This window comes from Streptomyces zingiberis (genome assembly GCF_012034935.1).
Classification (GTDB): domain Bacteria; phylum Actinomycetota; class Actinomycetes; order Streptomycetales; family Streptomycetaceae; genus Streptomyces; species Streptomyces zingiberis.
On the sequence record NZ_JAATEN010000026.1, the window covers coordinates 38,929 to 62,242 of the forward strand.

The 23,314-nt window shown below is 72.7% G+C and carries 18 protein-coding genes, 4 tRNA genes and 1 pseudogene; 11 read left to right on the forward strand and 12 right to left on the reverse strand.

The window, feature by feature from the left end:
* Nucleotides 1-609 precede the first annotated feature (609 nt).
* The 3 genes and pseudogenes from crcB to HCK00_RS24250 form a co-directional block, all read right to left on the reverse strand.
* Nucleotides 610-984 (reverse strand): fluoride efflux transporter CrcB, encoded by a 375-nt coding sequence (gene crcB / locus HCK00_RS24240; protein ID WP_168104171.1) that lies wholly within the window; start codon nucleotides 982-984, stop codon nucleotides 610-612.
* Between the two features lie 233 nt (nucleotides 985-1,217).
* A pseudogene (locus HCK00_RS28000) lies at nucleotides 1,218-1,640 on the reverse strand (fluoride efflux transporter FluC); the annotation flags it as partial.
* 305 nt (nucleotides 1,641-1,945) lie between these two features.
* On the reverse strand, nucleotides 1,946-2,296 hold the full coding sequence (locus tag HCK00_RS24250; RefSeq protein ID WP_311765463.1) for a metallopeptidase family protein: 351 nt from the start codon (nucleotides 2,294-2,296) through the stop codon (nucleotides 1,946-1,948).
* A 95-nt stretch (nucleotides 2,297-2,391) separates the two neighbouring features.
* On the opposite strand from HCK00_RS24250, the gene HCK00_RS24255 reads away from it, so the two are divergent.
* From HCK00_RS24255 to HCK00_RS24275, 4 genes are all read left to right on the forward strand, one after another.
* Entirely contained in the window at nucleotides 2,392-4,095 is a 1,704-nt protein-coding gene (locus HCK00_RS24255) for a metallophosphoesterase family protein (RefSeq protein WP_168104172.1), read from the forward strand.
* Nucleotides 4,096-4,283: 188 nt separating this feature from the next.
* A tRNA-Glu gene (locus HCK00_RS24265) sits at nucleotides 4,284-4,356 on the forward strand.
* Nucleotides 4,357-4,408: 52 nt separating this feature from the next.
* Nucleotides 4,409-4,483 (forward strand) — tRNA-Asp (locus tag HCK00_RS24270).
* A gap of 20 nt (nucleotides 4,484-4,503) precedes the next feature.
* Nucleotides 4,504-4,577: transfer RNA gene (locus tag HCK00_RS24275), tRNA-Phe, on the forward strand.
* A gap of 91 nt (nucleotides 4,578-4,668) precedes the next feature.
* Here the strand turns inward: HCK00_RS24275 and HCK00_RS24280 are convergent.
* Genes HCK00_RS24280 through HCK00_RS24290 form a run of 3 tightly spaced genes read right to left on the reverse strand, consistent with a single transcriptional unit; the run spans nucleotide 4,669 to nucleotide 7,588 of the window.
* Nucleotides 4,669-5,889: a site-specific integrase gene (locus HCK00_RS24280; protein ID WP_168104173.1), complete on the reverse strand. Its 1,221-nt coding sequence runs from the start codon at nucleotides 5,887-5,889 to the stop codon at nucleotides 4,669-4,671.
* Complete coding sequence (repSA, locus tag HCK00_RS24285) at nucleotides 5,886-7,313, reverse strand: replication initiator protein RepSA (protein ID WP_311765464.1); 1,428 nt, start codon at nucleotides 7,311-7,313, stop codon at nucleotides 5,886-5,888. Before repSA ends, HCK00_RS24280 begins: the two co-directional genes overlap by 4 nt.
* Nucleotides 7,310-7,588 carry a hypothetical protein gene (locus tag HCK00_RS24290; RefSeq protein ID WP_168104174.1) on the reverse strand — a complete coding sequence of 93 codons (279 nt, stop codon included), beginning with the start codon at nucleotides 7,586-7,588 and terminating at the stop codon, nucleotides 7,310-7,312. The genes repSA and HCK00_RS24290 overlap by 4 nt, the downstream gene beginning before the upstream one ends.
* A 159-nt stretch (nucleotides 7,589-7,747) precedes the next feature.
* Between HCK00_RS24290 and HCK00_RS24295 the strand changes: the two genes are divergently transcribed.
* Complete coding sequence (locus HCK00_RS24295; RefSeq protein ID WP_168104175.1) at nucleotides 7,748-8,521, forward strand: GntR family transcriptional regulator; 774 nt, start codon at nucleotides 7,748-7,750, stop codon at nucleotides 8,519-8,521.
* Between the two features lie 22 nt (nucleotides 8,522-8,543).
* Complete coding sequence (locus tag HCK00_RS24300; protein ID WP_168104176.1) at nucleotides 8,544-9,059, forward strand: GNAT family N-acetyltransferase; 516 nt, start codon at nucleotides 8,544-8,546, stop codon at nucleotides 9,057-9,059.
* A gap of 927 nt (nucleotides 9,060-9,986) precedes the next feature.
* Here the strand turns inward: HCK00_RS24300 and HCK00_RS24305 are convergent.
* From HCK00_RS24305 to HCK00_RS24315, 3 genes are all read right to left on the reverse strand, one after another.
* Nucleotides 9,987-10,217, reverse strand: coding sequence for a hypothetical protein (locus HCK00_RS24305; RefSeq protein ID WP_168104177.1), 231 nt, complete (start codon nucleotides 10,215-10,217; stop codon nucleotides 9,987-9,989).
* A complete protein-coding gene (locus tag HCK00_RS24310; protein ID WP_168104178.1) occupies nucleotides 10,214-11,038 on the reverse strand; it encodes a RelA/SpoT domain-containing protein in 825 nt (274 codons plus the stop codon). Before HCK00_RS24310 ends, HCK00_RS24305 begins: the two co-directional genes overlap by 4 nt.
* A 444-nt stretch (nucleotides 11,039-11,482) precedes the next feature.
* Nucleotides 11,483-12,106 (reverse strand): DUF1349 domain-containing protein, encoded by a 624-nt coding sequence (locus HCK00_RS24315; RefSeq protein WP_311765465.1) that lies wholly within the window; start codon nucleotides 12,104-12,106, stop codon nucleotides 11,483-11,485.
* Between the two features lie 349 nt (nucleotides 12,107-12,455).
* Between HCK00_RS24315 and hrpA the strand changes: the two genes are divergently transcribed.
* From hrpA to HCK00_RS24330, 3 genes are all read left to right on the forward strand, one after another.
* A complete protein-coding gene (gene hrpA, locus HCK00_RS28005; RefSeq protein WP_168104179.1) occupies nucleotides 12,456-16,772 on the forward strand; it encodes an ATP-dependent RNA helicase HrpA in 4,317 nt (1,438 codons plus the stop codon).
* A 91-nt stretch (nucleotides 16,773-16,863) separates the two neighbouring features.
* A tRNA-Asp gene (locus HCK00_RS24325) sits at nucleotides 16,864-16,938 on the forward strand.
* Between the two features lie 548 nt (nucleotides 16,939-17,486).
* Entirely contained in the window at nucleotides 17,487-17,681 is a 195-nt protein-coding gene (locus HCK00_RS24330; protein ID WP_168104180.1) for a DUF6274 family protein, read from the forward strand.
* Between the two features lie 377 nt (nucleotides 17,682-18,058).
* Here HCK00_RS24330 and bldC read toward each other — a convergent pair whose 3' ends face one another.
* Nucleotides 18,059-18,265 carry a developmental transcriptional regulator BldC gene (bldC, locus tag HCK00_RS24335; RefSeq protein ID WP_020869672.1) on the reverse strand — a complete coding sequence of 69 codons (207 nt, stop codon included), beginning with the start codon at nucleotides 18,263-18,265 and terminating at the stop codon, nucleotides 18,059-18,061.
* A 778-nt stretch (nucleotides 18,266-19,043) separates the two neighbouring features.
* Entirely contained in the window at nucleotides 19,044-19,898 is an 855-nt protein-coding gene (locus tag HCK00_RS24340) for a DUF8083 family protein (RefSeq protein WP_168104181.1), read from the reverse strand.
* Between the two features lie 295 nt (nucleotides 19,899-20,193).
* Here HCK00_RS24340 and HCK00_RS24345 point away from each other — a divergent pair, with 295 nt between their 5' ends.
* Both HCK00_RS24345 and HCK00_RS24350 read left to right on the forward strand, forming a co-directional pair.
* Nucleotides 20,194-21,312 (forward strand): Leu/Phe/Val dehydrogenase, encoded by a 1,119-nt coding sequence (locus HCK00_RS24345; protein WP_311765466.1) that lies wholly within the window; start codon nucleotides 20,194-20,196, stop codon nucleotides 21,310-21,312.
* A gap of 318 nt (nucleotides 21,313-21,630) precedes the next feature.
* Nucleotides 21,631-21,888 (forward strand): DUF3073 domain-containing protein, encoded by a 258-nt coding sequence (locus tag HCK00_RS24350; RefSeq protein WP_168104182.1) that lies wholly within the window; start codon nucleotides 21,631-21,633, stop codon nucleotides 21,886-21,888.
* A gap of 301 nt (nucleotides 21,889-22,189) precedes the next feature.
* On the opposite strand, the gene purM is transcribed toward HCK00_RS24350, so the two are convergent.
* Nucleotides 22,190-23,284 (reverse strand): phosphoribosylformylglycinamidine cyclo-ligase, encoded by a 1,095-nt coding sequence (gene purM, locus HCK00_RS24355; protein WP_168104183.1) that lies wholly within the window; start codon nucleotides 23,282-23,284, stop codon nucleotides 22,190-22,192.
* Nucleotides 23,285-23,314: the final 30 nt, after the last annotated feature.

Consider the following 23,314-nt stretch of genomic DNA (forward strand, 5'->3'; position numbering starts at 1 on the left):
AGCCGGAGACCGCGGCCACCGCGAGGGCCACCGCCGCCACGCGCAACGGCCCGCGCGAACCGGCGGCCGTGCGGGCTGTCCCGGCGCCTGATCGCCCGCGGAGCGATCGTCCACCGGGAACGGGAAGGGGACCGGCCCCGCGCGCTCCGGTCACGGGCGCCCCCGGAGCGTCCGCCCGGAAACCCACGGCAGGGTCCGCCGAAGACACCCCGGGGGAGGGGGCAGGGCCGACGGAGGGGACGGGGCCGGCGGCGTCCGGTCCCTCACCCCCGGCGGCGCGGACACGCTCACCGGCAACCCCGGCGGCCCCACCGGTCCCGTCCGCCCAGGCGGCCCCGTCCCGCGAGCGGTCGCCGGGCGTGGGAGCGGCCCCGCCAGGCGTCCGGAGGGGTTCACCGGCCGGGGAGCGGCGGGACGGGTGCCGGGCAGGACGTACGGGGAGCGGGCACACGGGCGGGCACCTCCGGGTGCGGTAGGGGCGGACCGGACTGCTCAACTCCACCCGCGCCGCCCAGGACACGCCCCCGGAAACGGGACCCGCGGAAGTTCCGCCCGGACGCGCCCCCGGCGGGGGCGCGTCCGGGCGGAAAGCCCGGGCCCACCGGCCGCTCAGCCCACCAGCCGCTCCGCCGCCCACGAGGCCGACGCGAACGCTCCCAGCCCGGCCACCGTCGAGCCCAGGAGGTTGGCGGCGGCGAGCGCCCCGCGCCCCCGCTCCGCCAGCCGCAGCGTCTCGTAGGAGAACGTCGAGTAGGTGGTCAGCGCCCCGCACAGCCCCGTCCCGAGCAGCAGTCCCGTCCCGGCGGAGCCGGTGCCCGCCGCCGCGGCCCCGGTGATCAGCCCCAGTGCGAGGCTGCCCACCAGGTTGACGGTGACCGTGCCCCAGGGGAACTCGGTCTCATGGCGCGCCTGCACGGCCCGGTCGGTGAGATAGCGCAGCGGCGCGCCGACGGCGGCGCCGACCGCGACCAGCAGCCAGTTCATGGCCCGGCCCCCTTCCGCGGCGGCTGTGGTGGCTGGGGCCGGCGCCGTGGTGATGGCTGTGGCCGCTGGGGCCGCTGGGACCGCTCCGCCGACCCCGCCGGGCGTGACGGCGGGCCGCCCCCTCCCCCGCGGGTCCGGTGGCCGGCGCCACGGCCTCCGGCCCCGTCCCCGGCCGCACCTCCGCCGCCGTCTCCGCTCCCGTGTGCGCCGTCGTCTCCGCCGCCGGCCGGGGCCATCGCCCGGCGGGTCAGGGTGGCCGCCGCCCACACGGCGCCGAGCGCCGCCGCGGGCGTACCGGCGGCGCACCCGAGCGCCGTCCAGGTCTCGCCCCGTTCCAGCAGGCCGACGACGTCGGCGGCGTAGGTCGAGAAGGTGGTGAAACCGCCCAGCACACCGGTGCCGAGAAAGGGGCGGAGCAGCGGGCGCCGGTCCGCCCCGGGCCGCTCCGCGAGCAGCACCATCACCACGCCGATGAGCGCGCTGCCCGCCGCGTTGACGGCGAGCACCGGCCACGGACCCGCGTCCCGCGCCACCGGCCAGGCGAGCGTCAGCCCGTAGCGGGCGCAGCCGCCGAGCGCGCCGCCCACGGCGACCACGGCGAGCGTGCCGGCCAGCGCCCGGCCCGCGCCCTCGGCCCGCTGCGCGGGGACGTGCAGATCGACGTCGGGGTCGACGGGGCGCGGGTCCCCGGCCGATCCGTCACCGCTCCCCCGCGCGCCCGGGCCGCCACCACGGGCGCCGGAGCCGGGCGCACCGGACCCACCGGCCGCACCGCCGGCCGCACCGCCGGGCGCTCCGCCCGGCACGGTCCGCTCGTCCGGCGGCCGGGGGCCACCGGCTCCTGTGGCCCCTGTGGCCCCTGTGGAGTCTCCGGTTTCTCCGGCCCCTCCGGCCCCTCCGGCTTGTCCGGCTACGGGATCTCCCTCCGCCCCCCTCTCCCCGCCGTCACCGGGCGCCGGGCTCATCCGTAGCCCAGGGCGTGCAGCCGTTCGTCGTCGATGCCGAAGTGGTGGGCGATCTCGTGGACGACCGTGACCTCGGTCTCGGCGACGACCTCCTCCCGGCTGCCGCACATCCGGAGCGTCGGCCCCCGGTAGATGGTGATCCGGTCCGGCAGCACACCCGCGTACCACTCACCCCGTTCCGTGAGGGGCGTCCCCTCGTAGATCCCGAGCAGCTCCGGGTCCTCCGGCGGCGGCTCGTCCTCCACGAAGACCGCGACGTTGTCCATGAGCCGGGTCAGCTCGGGCGGGACCCGGTCCAGCGCCTCGGCGACCAGTTCCTCGAACTCCTCACGCGTCATCTCCAGCACCCGGCCATTCTGCGTCACCGGGGGACGCGAGCGGGAAGGCGACCGCAGGCCCGCCCCGGCGCATAGTGATCAACGGCCCCGGGCATACGCCCCCAATGGCACGCGCACCACTCAGCCGCCGCCTGCGCGGTCTCCTCCGGGGCCGGGGTGGCGGCTTCCGTTCGTCCCCGTCCTCCTCCGCGTCCTCGCCGGCCGGGTCCCCGCCGGGATCAGCGGGATCGCCGGGCTCGCGGACATCGGGACCCGTTCCGGCCGTCCGGTCCCTCGGCCACACCCCGAACCCGTACGTCCGTGCCGGCGGTCTCGTCGCGGTGGTGCTCATCGGGGCCTGGCTCGGCCTGCTGGTCGTCGGCAGCGTGCGGACGCCGGTGGGCCCCATGGACACGAAGATGGCGCTGCGGCCCTCGCTCACCGGCGGGACGAAGATCAACGTCTCCCCGCTGGGCGCGCTCGAACTCGACAGCCACCACGCGCCCGTCCGCCTGGACGTGGACGTCGACCAGCTCGACCCGGAGCGCTCCCAGGCGCTGGTGAACCACCCGGAGCGGATCGCGGGACTGCAGGACGAGATCGCCGCCGACGTGGCGTCCGGCACCGTCGAGCTGGGGGTGCGCTCGGTGGTGGCCGTCGTCTCCGGCGCCACGGTGCTCGGCCTGGCGGTGTACCGGCGCCCGCGGCGTGCCCTGGCGGCGGGCGGCCTGGCGTTCGCGCTGCTGGCCGCCTCGGGCGCCGCCGCGTACGCCACCTGGAATCCGAAGTCCGTCCTGGAGCCGAAGTTCTCCGGGCTGCTCAGCAGCGCGCCGAGCGTGGTCGGCAACGCGCGCTCCATCGTCAGCGACTTCGACGTCTACCAGCAGGAGCTGGCGCGGCTGGTCACCAACGTCACCAAGCTCTACGACGCGACGGCGAACCTGCCCGCGTACCAGCCGGACCCGAGCACCATGCGGGTGCTGCACGTCTCCGACATGCACCTCAACCCGGCTGCCTGGCACATCATCGAATCCCTGGTCGAGCAGTACGAGATCGATGTGATCATCGATTCGGGCGACACCATGGACCACGGCACGGCCGCCGAGAACAGCTACCTGGACCCCGTCGAGACCCTCGGCGCCCCCTACGTCTGGGTGCGCGGCAACCACGACTCCGCGCAGACGCAGGCGTCGCTGGAGGAGCGGGAGAACGTCCACGTGCTCGACGACGGTGACGCGGTGACCGTCGCCGGACTGCGCATCGCCGGCATCGGCGACCCGCAGTTCACCCCGGACCGCTCGGTGCAGGCCGCCGGTGACGACGCGGAGCGCGCCGCGGGCCGCCACCTCGCCCGCGCGATCGACGCGGAGCGGAAGAAGGGCACGGCCGTGGACATCGCGGTGGCCCACAACCCGGTCGCCGCCCGCGAGACGGACGGCACGGTCCCCCTGGTGCTGGCCGGCCACACCCACAACCGCAAGACGTACGAGCTGGACGGCGGCACCCGGCTGATGGTCCAGGGCTCCACGGGCGGCGACGGCCTGCGCGCGGTGGAGGGCGACGAGCCGGCGGACGTCCAGGCGTCGATCCTCTACCTCGACCGGGACGAGCGGACCCTCCAGGCCTGGGACGAGATCACCCTCGGCGGGCTGGGCCTGTCGACGGCCGAGGTCAGCCGGCGCCTCCCGGACGAGAACACCCCGGGCGGGGAGCCCTCGCCCGCCCCGTCCGGCTCGCCGTCCCCCTCGTCCTCACCGTCCTCACCGTCCCCGCCCGGGTCGTCCGGGTCCCGCTCCCCGACGCCCTCGGCGACCGCCCCGGACGGGTGACGGACGGCGGGGCGGCACGGGGACGGCACGGGGGCGGGACGGCACGGGACGGGCCGGGCGGGGGCGGGCGCGCTCCCGGCTCCCACCCCCGCCCGGGCCCCCGGAACCGTTTTGGCGATCGCTCCCCCCATCCCATATGCTTCTCACGTCCCCGACGGCGCCGGAAGGCGCTCCAGGCGGGCCATTCAGCCCTCATCGTCTAGTGGCCCAGGACGCCGCCCTTTCAAGGCGGTAGCACGGGTTCGAATCCCGTTGGGGGCACGCGTCACCCTGTGCGAGACTGGAGTACGACACCAGCGCTCGCACGGAGCTGGGTCCTGTGGAGCAGTTTGGAGTGCTCGCCACCCTGTCAAGGTGGAGGCCGCGGGTTCAAATCCCGTCAGGACCGCTGCAGCCGCAAGGCTGCGTGGCTGGGTAGCTCAGTTGGTACGAGCGTCCGCCTGAAAAGCGGAAGGTCGCCGGTTCGACCCCGGCCCCAGCCACCGCCGCCCACCAGGGCAAACGCCCCCGCCGAGATCATCGGCGGGGGCCTTTTTGTCGCTTTCTGACGGCAGTATGACGGCAGTGGCTCTCTCAGCCCGTCCCGAACAGGTCGCTCAGCTGCGTCAATGCCTTCCGCTTCTCCTCCGGAGAGGCGTGGGCGTAGATCCCCAGCGTGACCTGAAGATCGCTGTGCCCGGCGATCTCCCGGACGATGTGGGGCGCCACCCCGAGATCGAGCAGAAGCGACACGAACGAGTGGCGCAGATCGTGGAAGCGGTAGCCCTCCAGCCCGGTCCGCTTCTGGAGGGCGTACCAGTGGCGGTTGAGGTTGCGCGGGTCCACGGGCGAGCCGACGGCCGTCGTGAAGACATGACCGGAGTCCATCCACTCGCCACCACACTCCGCCCGCTCCTGCCGCTGCTGCTCGCACCGGGCCCGCAGGGCGTCTCTGACAAAGGAAGGCAGGGGGATGGTCCGGCGCGAGTGCCGCGTCTTGGGCTCCGCCGACACCAGCTCTCCGTTGATCCGCTGGAGCGAGCGAGTCACCGCGAGTTCTCCTCGGTCCAGGTCCACCACGTCCCACCGCAGGCCGAGGAGTTCCCCCTTACGGAGCCCGAGGGTCACGGCCAGGAGGTACAGCGCGTACAGCCGGTCGCCCCGCACCGTCGCCAGCAGTTCGCGGGCCGCCACCGTGTCGAGCCCTTTGCCACGCGCGTAGGAAGGCCCCTCCACCTGGACCAGCTTGGCAACGTTGCGTGACACAAGTTCCTCCCGCACGGCACTCTGAAGGGCGTTGCGCAATACGGCGTGGACGAGCTGGACCATGCGAGCTGACAAGTGCCGGCCACAGCACCGGTCCCGCGAACAGCACTGCTCCGCCTCGGGCCGCCGGACGTCGAGCTGCCGAGCACAGCAGAGACACAGATCCCGCAGCCGGGCCAGCATCGCCTGGACGTCCCGGGGCGCCAGTCGTTCGAGCCGCTTGCCGCCGAGCAGCGGCACCAGGTAGAGGCGTACCGCCGATTCGTAGGCGAGCAGGGTTTTCGGCCGCCGCCGGGGGGCCACGACATGTTCGATCCAGTACGTCAGATAGTCCCCGACCGTCCACGCCTTGTCGGCCACGGGGATTCCGCGATGCGCCTGTTCCAGCATCCGCACGAGCTTGGCGTGGGCTTCGGCGCGCGTACGCCCGTAGTGGCGTTTGCGCTTGAAGGTGCCCGCTGAGGTCGGGACGTACGCTGCCGCTTCCCAACGCCCGTCTTTCCGGCGAGTAATCGTTCCTTCACCGTTCAGCCGATTGCGGCGGCTCATATCCACTCCTCCCCGTTCCCGTGTTCGTCGAGTTCCGCGAGTGCTTCGCGCGCGGTCTCCCGGTTCTCGCGGATGTCCCGGGCGATGGAGGCCGCGAGCCAGGACTCGCCCGGGGAGTGGCCGTGCCCGGCATAGGTCCAGTGGGCGAGAACGAGCGCGGAGCCGTCCGGGCCGCCGAGGTCTTCGGGCAGGCCCGAGGCGCGGCGCTCCTGACGGGCGCGGAAGTCGGCGCGGACCTGGCGCCGCTCGCCGAAGGTCGAGGAATAGCGGCGGGACTTGGTCAGGAAGTGGCCACGGAAGCCGAGCATGTGTGCCCAGGCCCACAGCTTGCGGTCGGGATACGTCTCGTCCAGGGCATGACAGGCTTCGATCAGCCGCCGCGTGTGCGCGGGCAGGCCGGGCCGCTTGTCGAGTTCGGAGAGTTCCCCGATCCGCCGGTCCACGGTGCCGGTGGACTCGGCCGCCTTGGTCGCGTACTTGGCCACGTAGGCGGCCACGGCCTGCTCGGTCAGCTCCTGCCCGTCGGTACCGATGGCCCGGACGTCCACCTGTTCACCCCAGCGGAGCACCCGCGCCGGAACGTCTCCGGAGCCCGTCACGGCCAGGGCGACCCGGGATGCGGCGGCCCGGATCGCGTCGCCCAGAAGACCGGTGGAGGCCCAGGGCGGCGGGGTGGAGTCCGGGCCGTCGGGACCGTCCAGGCGCACGATGGCGTGGAAGTGGATGGCCCCGCGCTTCTGGAACTCCGCGACCTTCCCGAAGGCGATCCGGCAGACGTCCCGCAGCGCGCGCTGGGAGGTCCCGGCGCGGGCGGCCACCTCGCGGCGCAGATAGGTGGTGAAGCGGCGCCACAGCTCCCCGGCGTGGTTGTTCCAGAGCACCGCCCCGGCGTAGTCGTACCGCGTGGGATCGAGCGCGGTTCCGAGCCCCGGATCGTCCTCGGCGTGCGCGGAGCCGCACCGGCAGCGCCCGGACTCGGGGCGGTTGTGCACCGGGCCGAACGAGGGCGCGGTCAGCGTGACGAAGACCCCGGGGTGAACCCGCACCCGGTCCGGGACGCCCATCCTCGTGTCTCCGGTCAGTCCGGCGCGTATCAGGTGGTAGGCGTCCCCGGCGTACGTCCAGGCACACGACGGGCAGCGCGAGGCCCGCCGGTTGCCGCAGGCCACCCGGAGCCGCCCGCCGGGCTCCGCCTCGGTGGAGTAGGTGTGTAGCACCTCCCCACTCCGGGCGTCACGGGTGACGGTCGCGCCGGAAAGATGTATCGGGTCCGAACAGCCCCCGGTACGGCGTATCTGCTCCTGCCAGCGTTCGAAGCCCGGCGCCGAGGCGACACGGAGCAGATCGGCCAGGGTCAGGGGATCGGTCCCCACGGACGCGGCGGCACCGGCCACGGCTTCGGGGGCGACGGGGAAGGCGGTCACCGCTCCTCCGCCGCATCCTCGACGATCTCGACCTTCAGCATCTTCGAGCCCCGGCAGATGGGACAGAAGATCCGGAATCCGGTGGTGTCGTAACCGCTGCCGCCGCAGTCGGGGCACTCCAGCCACTCGGTACGGTCGTACTCCCAGCGGCAGGCTTGCGGAGCGTCGCAGTGCGACAGGCCGCACACAGCGCAGCACCGGGCAGCCGTACGGACGATCCTCGGAGCAGGGGGCCGACCGGTCACCCGGTGGGGGTGCACGAGTGAGACGGGCATGATGGAACTCCCTTGAGAGAGGGGTGGGGCGGCGCATCTGCTTGGCGGTAGGGGCGCCGCCCCTCAACTGGCTTGAGCCACTAGTGGCTTGAGCCAGTTGACCATGGAGGGTCACACGCGGTCAACCTTCTGGCTTAAGCCAGCGCTACGATGCTGGGCATGACGACGCCCGGAACTCCCTCCCAGCCGCCTCCGAGCAGGCGCATCGCCGAGGCCCTGCGCGCGGAGATCGAATCCGGTCAGCTCTCACCCGGGGACAAGCTCATGTCGGAACGGGCGCTGGCCGAGCGCTACGGGACCGCACGGAACACCGCCCGCGAGGCCATCCGGATCCTGGCCGAACAAGGCTTGGTGACCGCGAAGCACGGCCGCGGGGTCTTCGTCCGCGAACCACAGCGGCTCTTCCGGTTCGGCAGCGACCGCTACTCCTCGAAGAACCGTGAGACGGGGCTGACGCCCTTCCGGCTGGAGGCGCGGCGACAGGGCAAGACGGCCAGGATCGAGGTCGTCAGCATCGAGGTGGAGACTCCGCCGAAGGACATTGCGGAGCGCCTGCACGTGCCGGCCGACGAGGCCAGCGTCGTCCACCGGGAGAACCACTACTTCGCCGATGACGAGCCGGTCCAGATCGTCTCCACCTACCTCCGGTGGGACGAGGCCGAGGGGACACTGCTCATGCAACCCAAGTCGGGACCGCACGGCATCTACGGGCGGCTGGAGGAGCTGGGACACGTTATGCGCCGGGTACGGGACGAGATCAGCGCGCGGATGCCGACGCCGCACGAAGCCGCCGTTCTGGATCTCCTGCCGGGCGTCCCCGTCCTGGAGGTCCTGCACACGAGCCTGGACCAGGACGGCACCCCGTTCGAGGTCTCCCGGTACGTCCACCGCGCGGACCAGACCGGATTGCTGTACGAACTGCCCGTCGAGTAGCCGAGTAGCCAGGAGCACGACCATGGGAAGCCCGCGAATCCGTCCCCTCGAAGAGACCGACCTGCCCGGCGCGGCGGCGGCCTTGGTGGAGGTCCACGCGACGGACGGGTATCCCGTCGAGGGAGTGGAGCAGCCGGAAGCGTGGCTGTGGTCGGACGACGTACTGGCGTCCTGGGTCGCCATAACCGACGGCGGCCAAGTCGTCGGGCACGTGGCGGTGATGAGCCCCAAGGGCGAGGACGCCGCATCCCTCTGGACCGAGCAGAGCGGCGACAGCATCGAGAACGTGGCGGTACTCGCACGGCTCTTCGTCCTCAAGAGCGCCAGGGAACGCGCGCTGGGCGAGGAGCTGGCACGGACGGCCATGGCCCACGCACAGTCCCGAGGGCTCCGCCTGGTGCTCGACGTCATGACGAAGGACGTGGCCGCGATACGCCTCTACGAGCGCTTGGGCTGGCGCAAGATCGGTGAGACCGCGCACCACTACGGAGACGGGCAGCAGACCAGCGCGCTTTGCTACGTCGCACCGGAGCGGTAGCGCGTTACAAGATTCTCTACATCATCAAGTCACCCGGCTCCGCTCCGCTCCGCCGGGCGCGCGGCCGGCGGACGGCCGCGCCCGCTCCTGCCTCCGTCCCGCTCAGCGCCGCCGCCCGCAGGCCGCGCGCCCGCAGCGTGAGGGCCGAGTGGCGCAGGTGAGCATCAGAGGCGAACGGCTACGACGATGCCTCCGGCGGGGGCGCTCAGGCTCCGGGATGGCGGCGGCTCCGATGGCGAGTGCCGCGACGTCGTAGTGCGCGAGGGAGCTCCCATCCCGTCTGCCTTCGACCCAGGACAAGCCGAGCAGCCTTGGCCCCTGGTGTCCAGGTCGTTCGTACAGTGGCGCGCTCCACCTGGACACCAGGGGCCAAGCCCGCTCCACTGCGTGTGGGTCGAAGGCAGACGGGATGGGAGCTTGAGGGCAGGTCCAGGGCCATGGCAGAAGACCCCGGCTGACGGCAGTATGACGGCAACGGGGGCGGACGATCACGGTCAACAGCGGTCAGTCACGGGGTGTTCAACCTGGGCGTTCGTGGGCCGGAGCGTGATCCACCACGCATGATCAACTCGCCTGAAAAGCGGAAGGTCGCCGGTTCGACCCCGGCCCCAGCCACCACCGCCCACCAGGGCAAACGCCCCCGCCGAGATCCTCGGCGGGGGTTTCTCGTACCGGTGGGACCACCAGTTGCGCCAGCGAGTCGGGGAGTCGTCACCTCGTGGGCGCCCCCTTCATGGCCATGAGGACCTCCCCGCGTTCTTCGTGGCGGGTGGCGACGCCCTGGGACCCCTCAAGTGGTTGGCGCCCGCCCACCAGCGTTACGCTCCCGCGGCGATCTCGGCCGAAGCCGGGCAAGGAGCAACGGACGGCAGCGGCCGCCCGTGGTCAGTGGAACTTGCCGGTGAACGGTCCCAGACCTTCACGGCCTCAGGCCATGCGAGCCGCCAGTTCATCGAGACTGAGGAAGTACCGAGCGTGGGTGCGCAGCAGATCAGAACGACTCCTGGCGCTCAGGACAACCACTTCAACGTTCGCATGATCGCGATACTGTTTCTCGGCCTCGAATCGGGCAGCCAAGGCATCTCGCCGGTGCACGTACTGCCGCTCGCGCAACAGGCGACCAGCCGAGCGGTCGTACACGACGAGAACGTTGGTCATGGTTCCACGCTACCAACATCGCTCCGTTGCGAGACAGGCGTCATGTGCGTCATCTCCTCACGGAGATGCGCCAGGCTCTCCCGAACCGAGTCCCACAGTTCCCGCACCCGGTCATCCTGTCGCGCCCCGGAGACCGCAGCCTCTTCCAAAGCGTTGATCAGGTCACTCAACGCTACTGCGCTCTCCGTCATGGCCACGTGGTACCGGTAGGAGGCCTCGTAGATCTCCATGAGAGCGGCGTTCCTCGCCGTCTCACCCTCTGCCAAGCCCCTGGCCGGTTCCCACCAGTGCGCGGGGGCCTCTCCGTATCTGATACCTCGACCGATCAGATCCGCCAGCTTCTCGAACATGTCAGCCCACTCATGCTGCCATCGCGTTCTGACCTGGATCTCGACAGGGATACCGTCCAGGAAGACGATCACATGGACGGCCCGGTAGCCCTGACTTGGCTGCGACCGGCGATCCATGACCTTCGGCTCACGCTCGGCCGAAGCGAAGGCCTCGACGATCAACCGGACCGCCTCGTCTTGAGCCGTCCTGGTGCCGTCCAGCACGATCCGCATGCCTGCCAGGTCCTGCATGCTCTTCAGCCAGGAACCGCCGTGCCTCGCCAGCTTCTCCAAGATCGTTCCAGTGTTCTTGACACGACTTGTGGGATCGAATCCCAGGTCACGCACGATCTCCAAAGCAGACGCCAGGGTGTCGTCATAGGCGATCAGTAGATCGCTGAGCGCCGCGAGATCCTCATCGCTCGGCTCGTTCGCCTTGACCAAACGCTCACCGAGCCGGATGACCTGCGATTTACTGAAGGGCAATGCCATACCGGACGTTTTAGCACCGATCACACCCGGTGAGAGGTCACTTCAGCCAACAGCATCGGATGCCCTCCGCCCCAAGCATCTTCAGGCGAGCGGAAGACCGGCGGTCCCCCATGTCTGCCCCATCAGAGAGCGATTCGCGGGAAAGAGCGCGGAACACCGGTGAAATCCCCGGGATTTCCGGGCCCCCACGCACGCACGATCATTCGAGCCGCCGCCCTCCCAGCGCACGGAGGTAATGCCACCCCTTTTCCTCGCGGGAAGCCGCACCGGCGTCCTGCACGTCAACGCCAGAACGTGCCGAGGAGGGAGATACCTCCTCTCCGGCCGCGGAAGCAGCACGGGGCCCGCTCCGGAGGGGGAAGTAGTGGCCTGCCGGCCCGGCCGGGAGCCCTTCGGCGGGCCGGGACCGGGCCGGCAGGCTGGTGGAGTGGCCACGCGGCGGCGTTACGGAACCTGCGGCGCCCCTGCCTCCGCCTCCGCTTCCGCCTGGCTCGTGGTGAAGGTGGTGAAGCGGACGGTCAGCCCTTCGCGTTCCGGGGAACAGCAGAACGGGCCGGCCGTCGCGGGGGCGTCCGGGGCCAGGGGCACCAGCCGGAACATCCGCCAGGGGCCGTCCGCGCGGCGGGCCCGCAGGGTCAGCGCGTCACCCGCGCGGGCGGCGCGGATGGTGACCGGAGCCCCGGCCCAGTCGGGCACCGGCGACTGCGACCAGTCGGAGAACTCGCGGGTGACGACGGCACTCAGGTGAGGCGCGCCGTCGGTGTACTCGATGCCTGCCTTGACCCAGTTCTCGGCGTCGACGCGGATCATCAGTCCCGCCTGGTCGTAGAGGTCGGTGAAGTCCGCCTCGAAGGTCACCTCGACCATGCCGCCCTGGGGAAAGGGTGTCAGCAGGGCGTGCCCGTCGTCGCGGATGTAGCCGTAGCTCGTGCGGCGCCAGAAGTCGGTGCCGTCGGCCGTCGTGACGACCAGCGCGCCGGTGTCGTCCGTGGTGGCCCGGGGCGGGCGGTTCAGCCACTGTGCGGTCTCCCACGCGGGTCCGGTCTGCTGCTGCACGACATCGCTCACCGTTTCTCCTTGTCCTTCGGCCGCCCCGCCGGGGCCATCCTGCCGGACGGGGCGACGGGCCGGGGGCGATTCGGGACGGCCGCGGCGGGCTCCGGGGCCCGCGACCGGCCCCCGGACGGGGTCCCGCCGTCCCCTGGGCCGCGCGTCCCCTGCCCCGGCCGCCTGACCCGGCCACGCGCACCCCGGCCGGGCCCGCCCGCCCCCGGCGGGGTCCCGCGCCCCCGCCGGGGCTCACGCCGCTCCCCGGGCCGGAAACCCGGGGCCAGGCGGCCCCCGGCGGCCTCCGGGGAGGCCCCGCGGGGTAACTCGCTCGCCAGGGGTTTCCCCGAGGTGCGATCCTGGGGTCGGTATGTCTACTTCCACTCCCCCCGCCCCCGCCGACTTCACCGACCTCCGGGACCGGCTCTCCGGGCTGATGCTCCGCGACGAGCAGCGCCTCGGCCGGCGGCTGGACGGTGCCCGGCGCATCCGCAAGCCCGAGGCGCGGCAGGCGGTGCTGGACGAGATCGCCGCCGATCTGGAGCGGGCCGAGGCCCGGGTCGCCCGGCGCCGCGCCGCCGTACCGGCGATCACGTATCCCGAGGCGCTGCCGGTCAGCCGGAAGAAGGACGACATCCTGGCGGCGATCCGCGACCACCAGGTGGTGATCGTCGCGGGTGAGACCGGATCCGGGAAGACCACGCAGATTCCCAAGATCTGCCTGGAGCTGGGGCGCGGCGTCCGGGGCCTCATCGGGCACACCCAGCCGCGCCGTATCGCCGCCCGTACGGTGGCCGAGCGGGTGGCCGAGGAGCTGAACACGCCGCTGGGCGAGGCGGTGGGCTGGAAGGTCCGCTTCACCGACCAGGTGGGCCCGGACACCAGCGTCAAACTGATGACGGACGGCATCCTGCTGGCCGAGATCCAGACGGACCGCGAGCTGCGCCAGTACGACACCCTGATCATCGACGAGGCCCACGAGCGCAGCCTCAACATCGACTTCATCCTGGGTTATCTCGCCCAGCTCCTGCCGAAACGCCCGGACCTCAAGGTGGTCATCACCTCGGCGACCATCGACCCGGAGCGCTTCGCACGCCACTTCGCCCCGCGCGTCGCGGGAGCGGCAACGGCTGCCGCCACGGGAGCGGGAACGGCCGCGGGCCGGACGGCGGGCGCCACCGCGGTCCCGGCGAAGGGCACGGCTTCCGCAGACGGCGGGCCCGTCCCGGCGGGCGGGGACGGGCCGGAGGCGCCCGCCGCCCCGATCGTCGAGGTCTCCGGCCGCACCTACCCCGTCGAGGTGCGCTACCGCCCGCTGCTGGAGGAGGGGTCGGAGGAGGCGGACCGCGACCAGATCACGGCCATCTCCGAGGCCGTCGACGAGCTGACCGCCGAGGGCCCGGGCGACATCCTCGTCTTCCTCTCGGGCGAGCGGGAGATCCGGGACACGGCGGACGCGCTGAACAAGCGGAACCTCCCCGGCACGGAGGTGCTGCCGCTCTACGCCCGCCTCTCCCACGCCGAGCAGCACCGGGTCTTCCAGCGCCACGGGGGGCGGCGGATCGTGCTGGCGACCAACGTCGCCGAGACCTCCCTCACCGTCCCCGGCATCCGCTACGTGATCGACCCGGGCATGGCGCGCGTCTCCCGCTACAGCCACCGCACCAAGGTGCAGCGGCTGCCGATCGAGCGGATCTCGCAGGCGAGCGCCAACCAGCGCAAGGGCCGCTGCGGCCGTACCGCGGACGGCATCTGCGTCCGGCTCTACTCCGAGGAGGACTTCCTCTCCCGGCCGGAGTTCACCGACGCCGAGATCCTGCGGACCAACCTGGCCTCCGTCATCCTCCAGATGACCGCGGCCGGGCTGGGGGACATCGAACGGTTCCCGTTCATCGACCCGCCGGACCGCCGCAACATCAAGGACGGCGTGCAACTCCTGGAGGAGCTGGGCGCGTTCGAGACCCGGCAGACGAAGGCGCGGGCCGAGGACGGCGCCGGGGACCGGGAGGATCCCGGAGACGGCGGCGGGCACACGGAGGGCCCGGAGACGGCGCGGGACCGGGAGGACCCGGAGGATCGGGGAGACCGGGGGAACCGGGGAGACCGGGAGCATCCCTCCGCCCCCGGCGCCGGCCGCCGGGGCGGCGGCTCCTCCCGGGACGCCCGCAAGCGGCTCACGCCCATCGGCCGCAAGCTCGCCCAGCTCCCGGTGGACCCGCGGCTGGCGCGGATGGTGCTGGAGGCGGACCGGAACGGCTGCGTCCGCGAGGTCATGGTGATCGCGGCCGCCCTCTCCATCCAGGACCCGCGGGAACGCCCCGCCGACAAGCAGCAGCAGGCGGACCAGCAGCACGCCCGCTTCCGCGACGAGACCTCCGACTTCCTGACCCTGCTGAACCTCTGGCGCCACGTGCGCGAGCAGCAGAAGGAGCTGTCCTCCTCCGCCTTCCGCCGCATGTGCCGTACCGAGTTCCTGAACTACCTGCGGATACGCGAGTGGCAGGACATCTACGGCCAGCTCCGCCAGGTGGCCAGGTCGCTGGGCGTCTCCACCGGCTCGGCGGAGGACCCGGACGCGCCGGCGGACCGCGTCCACGCCTCGCTCCTCGTCGGTCTCCTCTCGCACATCGGGCTCAAGGACACCGACGCGAAGAACGAGTACCTGGGCGCGCGGGGCGCGAAGTTCGCGGTCTTCCCCGGGTCGGCGCTGTTCCGCAAGCCACCGCGGTGGATCATGTCGGCCGAGCTGGTGGAGACCTCCCGGCTGTGGGCGCGGGTGAACGCGCGGATCGAGCCGGAGTGGATCGAGCCGCTGGCCGGGCACCTGGTGAAGCGGAACTACAGCGAGCCGCACTGGGAGCAGAAGCAGGCCGCGGTGATGGCCTACGAGCGGGTCACCCTCTACGGCGTCCCGGTCGTCGCCCAGCGCAAGGTCAACTACGGCCGGATCGACCCGGAGACCTCCCGCGAACTGTTCATCCGGCACGCCCTGGTCGAGGGGGACTGGCGGACGCACCACCAGTTCTTCCACGACAACCGGAAGCTGCTGAGCGAGGTCGAGGAGCTGGAGCACCGGGCCCGGCGCCGCGACATCCTCGTGGACGACGAGACGCTCTTCGACTTCTACGACCAGCGGCTCCCCGATCACGTCGTCTCGGGCGCGCACTTCGACTCCTGGTGGAAGAAGAAGCGCCGCGAGGAGCCGGAGCTGCTGGACTTCGAGAAGTCCATGCTCATCAACGAGCGGGCGGAGGGCGTCTCCAAGGACGACTACCCGGACTCCTGGCGCCAGCGGAACCTGAAGTTCCGGGTGACGTACCAGTTCGAGCCGGGCGCGGACGCCGACGGCGTGACGGTCCACATCCCGTTGCAGGTCCTCAACCAGGTCACGCCCGAGGGGTTCGACTGGCAGATCCCCGGGCTCCGCGAGGAACTGGTCACCGAGCTGATCCGGTCGCTCCCCAAGCCGGTGCGCCGCAACTACGTCCCCGCGCCCAACTTCGCCAGGCGGTTCCTGGCCACCGCCGTCCCCGGGCAGGAGCCGCTGACGGCGGCACTGGGCCGGGAACTGCGGCGGATGGTCGGCGTCCCGATCGCCCCGGAGGACTGGGACCCCGCCAAGGTCCCCGACCACCTGAAGATCACCTTCCGGGTGGTGGACGAACGGCGCCGCACGATCGCCGAGGACAAGGACCTGGAGGCGCTCCGGCTCCGCCTGAAGCCGAAGACCCGGGAAGCGATCAGCAAGGCGTTCGACCGGGCCCGCACGGCCCCCGCCGGGGACGGCGGGAAGGACGGGCCGCCCGCCTCTCCCGTCCAGCGCACCGGGCTCACCTCCTGGACGCTCGGCACCCTGCCGCGCACCTTCGAGACCCGCCGGGCCGGCCAGCCGGTCAAGGCGTACCCGGCGCTGGTGGACGAGGGCGCCTCGGTGGCCGTCCGGCTCTTCGACACGGAGCAGGAGCAGGCCGAGGCCATGTGGCGGGGCACCCGCCGGCTGATCCTGCTGGGCGTCCCGGTGAACCCGGTGAAATACGCCCAGGACAAGCTCTCCAACCAGGAGAAGCTGGCGCTCTCGCGTAACCCGCACGGTGGCGTCCAGGCCCTCTTCGAGGACTGCGTGACGGCCGCCGCCGACCGGCTGATCGCCGCGCGGTCCGGCCCGGCCTGGGACGAGGAGGGCTTCCGCAAGCTGTACGACGCCGTCCGGGCCGACCTGGTGGACGTCACGCTGGACACCGTCCGCGCCGTGCGTGAGGTGCTCGCCGCCTGGCACGCCTGCGAGCGGCGGCTGCGCGCCACCACCTCCCCCACGCTGCTGGCCTCGGTGGCGGATGTGCGGGAACAGCTGTCCGCCCTGATCAAGCCGGGTTTCGTCACCGAGCACGGGGCGCACCGGCTGCCGGACCTGATGCGCTATCTGGTGGCGGCCGACCGCCGGTTGCAGCAGATGCCGACGGGCGTGGAGCGCGACCGGAGCCGGATGGCGAAGGTCAAGGAGATGCAGGACGAGTACGCCTGGCTGCTGGAGCAGTTCCCGGCGGGCCGGCCGGTGCCGCCGGAGGCGCGGAAGATCCGCTGGATGATCGAGGAGCTGCGGGTCAGCTACTTCGCGCACGCGCTGGGGACGGCCTACCCCGTGTCGGACAAGCGCATCGTGAAGGCCGTCGACGCCGCCGCGCCCTGACCGCCGGAGGCCGTCCGGCGCCGGTTCGACTGTCCGCCTGACCTGCTGTAGAGTCTGGCTTCGCAACGCCGCGCGAGCGGCGACGCGGCAAGGTCCTGTGGAGCAGTTTGGAGTGCTCGCCACCCTGTCAAGGTGGAGGCCGCGGGTTCAAATCCCGTCAGGACCGCACGATGTGAAGGAGCCCGTCCCCACCGGGGGCGGGCTCCTCCGCGTATCCGGGGAAGCCGGCGGGGACGGCGCCCCGGTCCGGAACCCGCGCGCACGTCGACCTCGCCCTCCACGGGATCCCGGCCGGCACTACGCCAACGGCGGTACGGCGGCACCCGATGGGCGGTACGGCATGCGGCGTATCGGAGCCGCGAGGGCTCGTACGCGTGCGGCGGTGGAGGCCGGGACGCTGCCGCCGGGACCGGCACGGCACGCAAATCCCGTCAGGAACGCACACGCGGCCGCCTGCGCCCCTCCGGCGGTTCCCACCCACTCCCGGCCCCCTCCGGCGCCTCGCGGGCCCCCAGCGGCGCCTCCGGCGCCTCATACCCCCGCCCGCGGGGGAGTTCCGCGGGAGCGGCCCCACCCGGCGCCAACACCCGTGCCACGCGGACCGGTTGGCCGGTATGCGATGCCCTCGGGACGGACCCGGCGCGGCCCCTGTTGACGGGCTCCGGGACCGGCGGTACCCAGAGCGAGGGGGAGCGGACACGTGGAGGCGGGCACATGACGAGATCCGCGAAACACGAGACGGGAGCGCTGCTCCGGGCCCACCTGGCGGCCGCCGCGCGCTACCGCCACCTCACCGGGCGCTGCCCGGTCTGCCGGCGGCTGGAGGCGCTGGCGCGAGAGGAGCCGGCCGAGGGGCGAAAACCGCAATACCGCACGGCAGTTGAGACGGACAAGGACACAGCGGTGTGACGGGTGTCACGGGGTGATTTTTCCCCAGACGGGAAGCGCGGCGCGCCGACCAGGGCGGGAATTTAATATGTGCAATTGCACCTACGCTCCACCACCCCCGCGCCACTCCCCCGCACCCCACCCCGGTCCGTCCGGCGACCGGCCCCCACACAAACCCGAACAGGACCGCGCGCCTCCCCTGCGCCCGGCCGGCCCCCACACACAACGATCGCGCTGGACCCGGCGGAGTCCAGCGCGATCGAACGACGTGCTCTCGCGTTCACGGGAGCGGAGCCTGTAGGGGCAGGCCCCTTGTCGTGGGTGGGGTGGAGCGGGGCGCAGGGCGCGGCAGGCCGTGGGGGACCCGGCCGTGCCCGGCTGGGCAGGCGCTTCTCGCGTCAGCCCTCGCTTCGCTGCTGCGGGATACCCGCCAGCAGGGCGCGAACCTCGGCCTCGCGGTAGCGCCGATGCCCCCCGAGCGTGCGGATGGACGTGAGCTTGCCGGCCTTGGCCCAGCGCGTGACCGTCTTCGGATCCACGCGGAACATCGTGGCAACCTCAGCCGGGGTCAGCAGCGGCTCGGCATCAGGGGTGCGAGCGGTCATGAGCGGCCTCCTCGGGAGAACCGAACCATCACGGTTCTTTCCTCTAAATTCTGCACCTTGACCCACGTTGCCCGAAATGGCGGACGCGGGCCGAGTCGGTTATAGGACGAACGGCTTGTCCTCGGCACTACAACTACACCATCTGTCCAGCCGCGTCGGCCAAACCGATGGAATTGCCCTCCGAGGTGGCCAAGCTCGGCGGATCCCGATGGACCGGGCCAGAACGGACAGTTACCCACCCGTGACGATCAGTCACACCGTGATCAGCGACCGCCGGTCTCACCGGGGAGGGCAGCGCACAGCGATCCGCCCGCGCACGGACGGATGGAGCACTTGCGTAGCTCCTTGTCCCATTTTGGCACGCAGATGGGGGAAAAGAGCAAGGGCCGTTTTAGTGCTCTCCCTCACGCTTGCCCGAACTTGCCCTTATGGCCCGGATCGCGGGGTACGCCCGGGAATACCCCGGGTGACACTCCCGTGACCGAGGGCTCATCCCCGCGTCCCCCGCGTCCCCCACATCCCCCGCGTCCGCGGCACCGGCGGGCCCGGACCGCACGCCCATCCGGCACGGCCGTCCAGCACGCCCGTCCGGCACACACACCACCGGACACCGCACCGCGTCCCGCGCCCCCGTGATCCCGCCACGCGTGATCCCGCCGGCGGCGGGCCACCGGCCACGGGACGGGACTCCGTGGCCCGCGAGGCGCCGCCCGTGAGCCACCGGCCCCCGGCCACCGCGCCGTAACCCGGCGCCTGTGCCGTGCCCCGGCCCCGGCCGTCAGCTGGCGAACTCCCGCTCCCGCGCCTCCCGCCAGCGCTCCACCAGCCGCTGGTAGACCTCGCCGGCCCGCGCGCCGTCCCCCGCGCGCAGGGCCTCCAGTCCTTCGGTGACGTCGGCGGCGGAGTGGTCCTCCGCCAGCCGGTCGCCGCCGAGGGCGTGCGCCAGGCCGCCGTAGTCCAGTTCGACCAGCGACCGCGGATGGAACTCCTCCAGCCACCGGCCCACGTCCTCCAGACCGTCGATCAGCGGACTCTCGTCCAACGCCTCACGCAGCACTTTAAGCCCACGCGCCACACGGCGTCTCGCCTCGACCATCGGGGTGCGGTAGCGGAGCGCGGGGCCCTCGGCCTTCTCCCCCTCGCCGGACCGTTCCGTGTACTCCCGCTCCTCGGCCCGGAAGAGCGCGAACCAGCGCACCGGCACATGCCAGGTGGCCGTGCGGATCCACGGCCGGGCGTCGGGGTTCCGCTCCAGCCACCGCTCGTGGTCGTCGGCCGCCTGCCGGCGCACCACCGGCGGGAGCGCGGCGTCCAGCACCGGGGCGGGCAGCGTGGCGGCCAGCGTCCGCAGCGCCTCCCAGCCCCGCAACCGGGTGCGCCAGGGGCAGACGCAGGTCACCCCGTCCACGACGGCGACGAAGGCGTCGCCGCTCTCGTGCACGGGCACGGCGACCGGCGGGGTCGGCAGCAGGTCGGCGAGCGAGCGGCGGAGCTCGTCCTGGGCGGTGGGCGGGTCCCCGCGCTGGGCGTAGCGGTACCAGTGCGAGCGCTCCGGTTCCGGGAAGGCCGCCAGGGGCTCGTACACCCGCAGATACGCGGCGTACGGCACCTGCAGCGATGACGCCAGACCCACCCGCTCACTCCCGTCCACGTCGTCGGGGTGCCGCCGGGCCGCCCCCGGCCGGTGCGGTCCCCCGCGCCGGCCCCCGCCCCGCGTTCCCGTCCCGTCCCGCGTGCCTGCCGGAGCAGAGCCTACGGACCCGGGTGGGGCCGGCTCGGCCCGCCCCCGCCGCACCACCACGGAACAGGTGTCTTCCGGCATTCCGTCCCGCACGGGTGATCCCGGCGCCGTCACGTCCTACTCTGTGCCTCAACAGCCCTCCCCACCCGTAGGAGGGCACCCTCCGCGCCTCTCGGGAGTCACCACCGTGACCGACGTGTCCCACCCCACCGCCGCCGGCGACCCCGGCGTCCTGTCCACCCTCTTCCGCTCCGAACAGGGCGGCCACGAAAGGGTCCTGCTCTGCCAGGATCGCGAGAGCGGCCTGCGGGCGGTCATCGCCGTCCACTCCACCGCGCTGGGCCCCGCCCTCGGCGGCACCCGCTTCCACGCCTACGCCTCCGACGAGGAGGCCGTGCGGGACGCCCTGAACCTCGCCCGCGGCATGTCCTACAAGAACGCCCTCGCCGGTCTGCGGCACGGCGGCGGCAAGGCCGTGATCATCGGCAACCCCGCGCCCGCGTCCGAGGGCGGCGCCAAGAGCGAGGCCCTGCTCCGCGCCTACGGCCGCTTCGTCGCCTCGCTGAACGGCGCCTACGTCACCGCCTGCGACGTCGGCACGTATGTCGCCGACATGGACGTGGTGGCCCAGGAGTGCCAGTGGACCACCGGCCGCTCCCCGGCCGCCGGCGGCGCCGGCGACTCCTCCGTGCTCACCGCCTTCGGCGTCTTCCAGGGCATGCGGGCCAGCGCGCAGACGCTGTGGGGCGCGCCCACGCTGGACGGCCGGACGGTCGGCGTCGCGGGGGTCGGCAAGGTCGGCCACCACCTGGTCGACCACCTGGTCGCGGACGGCGCCCGGGTCGTGGTCACGGACGTCCGCCCCGAGGTCGTCGAGCGGGTACGCGCCCGCCACCCGCAGGTGACGGCGGTCGCCGACACGGACGCGCTGATCCGCGCCGATCTCGACGTCTACGCACCCTGCGCGCTCGGCGGCGCCCTGAACGACGAGACGGTGCCCGCGCTCACCGCGCGCGTCGTCTGCGGCGCGGCCAACAACCAGCTCGCCCACCCGGGGGTCGAGAAGGACCTGGCCGACCGCGGCATCCTCTACGCGCCCGACTACGTCGTCAACGCCGGCGGGGTCATCCAGGTGGCCGACGAGCTGCTGGGATTCGACTTCGAGCGCGCCCAGGCCAAGGCCGCCCTGATCTACGACACGACCCTCGCCATCTTCGAGCGCGCGACGGCCGACGGCGTCCCGCCGGCCGTCGCCGCCGACCGGATCGCCGAGCAGCGGATGGCGGAGGCGCGCCGCACCTCTTGACCCGCCGGCCCGCGCGTGCCGGGGCCGGAGGGCCGGGCGCGGTGCGGACCCGGCCCGCCGGCGGGTGGCGAGAGATGGCTCACCACCCGTCGGCAGGTCTCCCGGGGCCGGTCGGTACCATCACGGTTGACCAGCGGGGACGGATCACACCGCCGGTCCCGTCGCGGGGCGCGTCCTGTGGGCGACGTACCGTATGGCGACGGAAGCAGGTACCGTTGAAGACCGACGGGACGGTCTCCTCATCGAGAGCCGCCCCGGACCATGAACGCGTGTCAAGACTCTGGGGCCGTCGAGCCCCGCTATCGAGGGGGTCGAGCCATGGGGCGCGGCCGGGCCAAGGCCAAGCAGACGAAGGTCGCCCGCCAGCTGAAGTACAACAGCGGTGGGACCGACCTCTCACGGCTTGCCGATGAGCTGGGCGCATCGACGACGAAACAGCCGCCGAACGGCGAGCGCTTCGCGGACGATGAGCCGGACGACCCGTACGCACAGTACGCGGAGCTGTACAACGACGACGAGGACGAGGACGACGGCCCGCAGGCCGGCGGCCACGCCTCACCGCGCCGCCCGGCCTGAACGCCCCGGCGCCCGCTCCCCCAGCTCCCCAGCACGCACGCCGACCCGGTCCCGGGGCCCTTCCCGGACCGGGCTTTGTGCTGCCTCCGGCAGCGGCGCGTCCGCGGTGCGCGGCGGTCCGGGGCCGCGGCGCCCGCGGCCTCCCGTCCCGTCCTTCGCCGCACCGCGCGGGTGACGTCCCCGCCGGGGGGCCGTCACCCCGCACACCGTTCGTGCTGCTCGCGCCGCTCGTGCCGGTCCGGCCACCGCGCTCCCGCCGTGACATCGGGCGTCTCGGGCGTCGGGCGTCCCGGGCATCGGCTCACACGGCGTAGTCGCCGGTCAGGGCCGCGGGGGCGGAGCGCGCGCCGCCCGGCTCGCGGCCGGTGACGGTGCCGCAGACCCAGGCGTCCACCTCGCGGTCCGCGAGGGTGGCCAGCGCCGCGTCGGCCGCCTCCGGCGCCACCACCGCGACCATGCCGACCCCCATGTTGAGGGTCTTCTCCAGCTCCCCGCGCTCGACCGAGCCGACCGTGCCGACCAGGTCGAAGACCGGGGCCGGCCGCCAGGTGGAACGGTCCACGGCCGCGTGCAGCCCGTCCGGGATCACCCGCGCCAGGTTGCCCGCGAGCCCGCCGCCGGTGATGTGGGAGAAGGCGTGCACCTCCGTGGTGCGGGTCAGTGCCAGGCAGTCCAGGGAGTAGATCCGGGTGGGCTCCAGCAGTTCCTCGCCGAGGGTCCGGCCGAACTCGGGGATCTCCCGGTCCAGCTCGTATCCCGCACGCTCGGAGAGCACGTGGCGGACCAGGGAGTACCCGTTCGAGTGAAGTCCGGACGCGGCCATGGCGATCAGCACGTCACCGGAGCGGACGCGCTCGGCACCCAGCAGCCGGTCGGCCTCCACCACACCCGTGCCCGCGCCCGCCACGTCGAAGTCGTCCGGCTCCAGCAGGCCCGGGTGCTCCGCCGTCTCGCCGCCGACGAGCGCGCAGCCCGCCAGCACACAGCCCTCGGCAATGCCCTTGACGATCGCGGCGACCCGCTCGGGGCGGACCTTGCCGACCGCGATGTAGTCGGTCATGAACAGCGGCTCGGCGCCGCACACCACCAGGTCGTCGACGACCATCCCGACCAGGTCGTGACCGATGGTGTCGTAGACGCCCATGCGGCGGGCGATGTCCACCTTGGTGCCGACGCCGTCGGTCGCGGAGGCCAGCAGCGGGCGCTCGTAGCGCTTCAGCACGGAGGCGTCGAAGAGCCCGGCGAAGCCGCCGAGACCGCCGACGACCTCGGGCCGGGTGGCCTTCCCCACCCACTGCTTCATCAGCTCCACCGCGCGGTCGCCCGCCTCGATGTCGACGCCCGCCGTCTTGTAGGAAGACGCGGTGGGGCTGCCGGCGGCGGTGGACTCGGACATGGCGCCTCGGATTCTCTCGGTTCTTCGGGT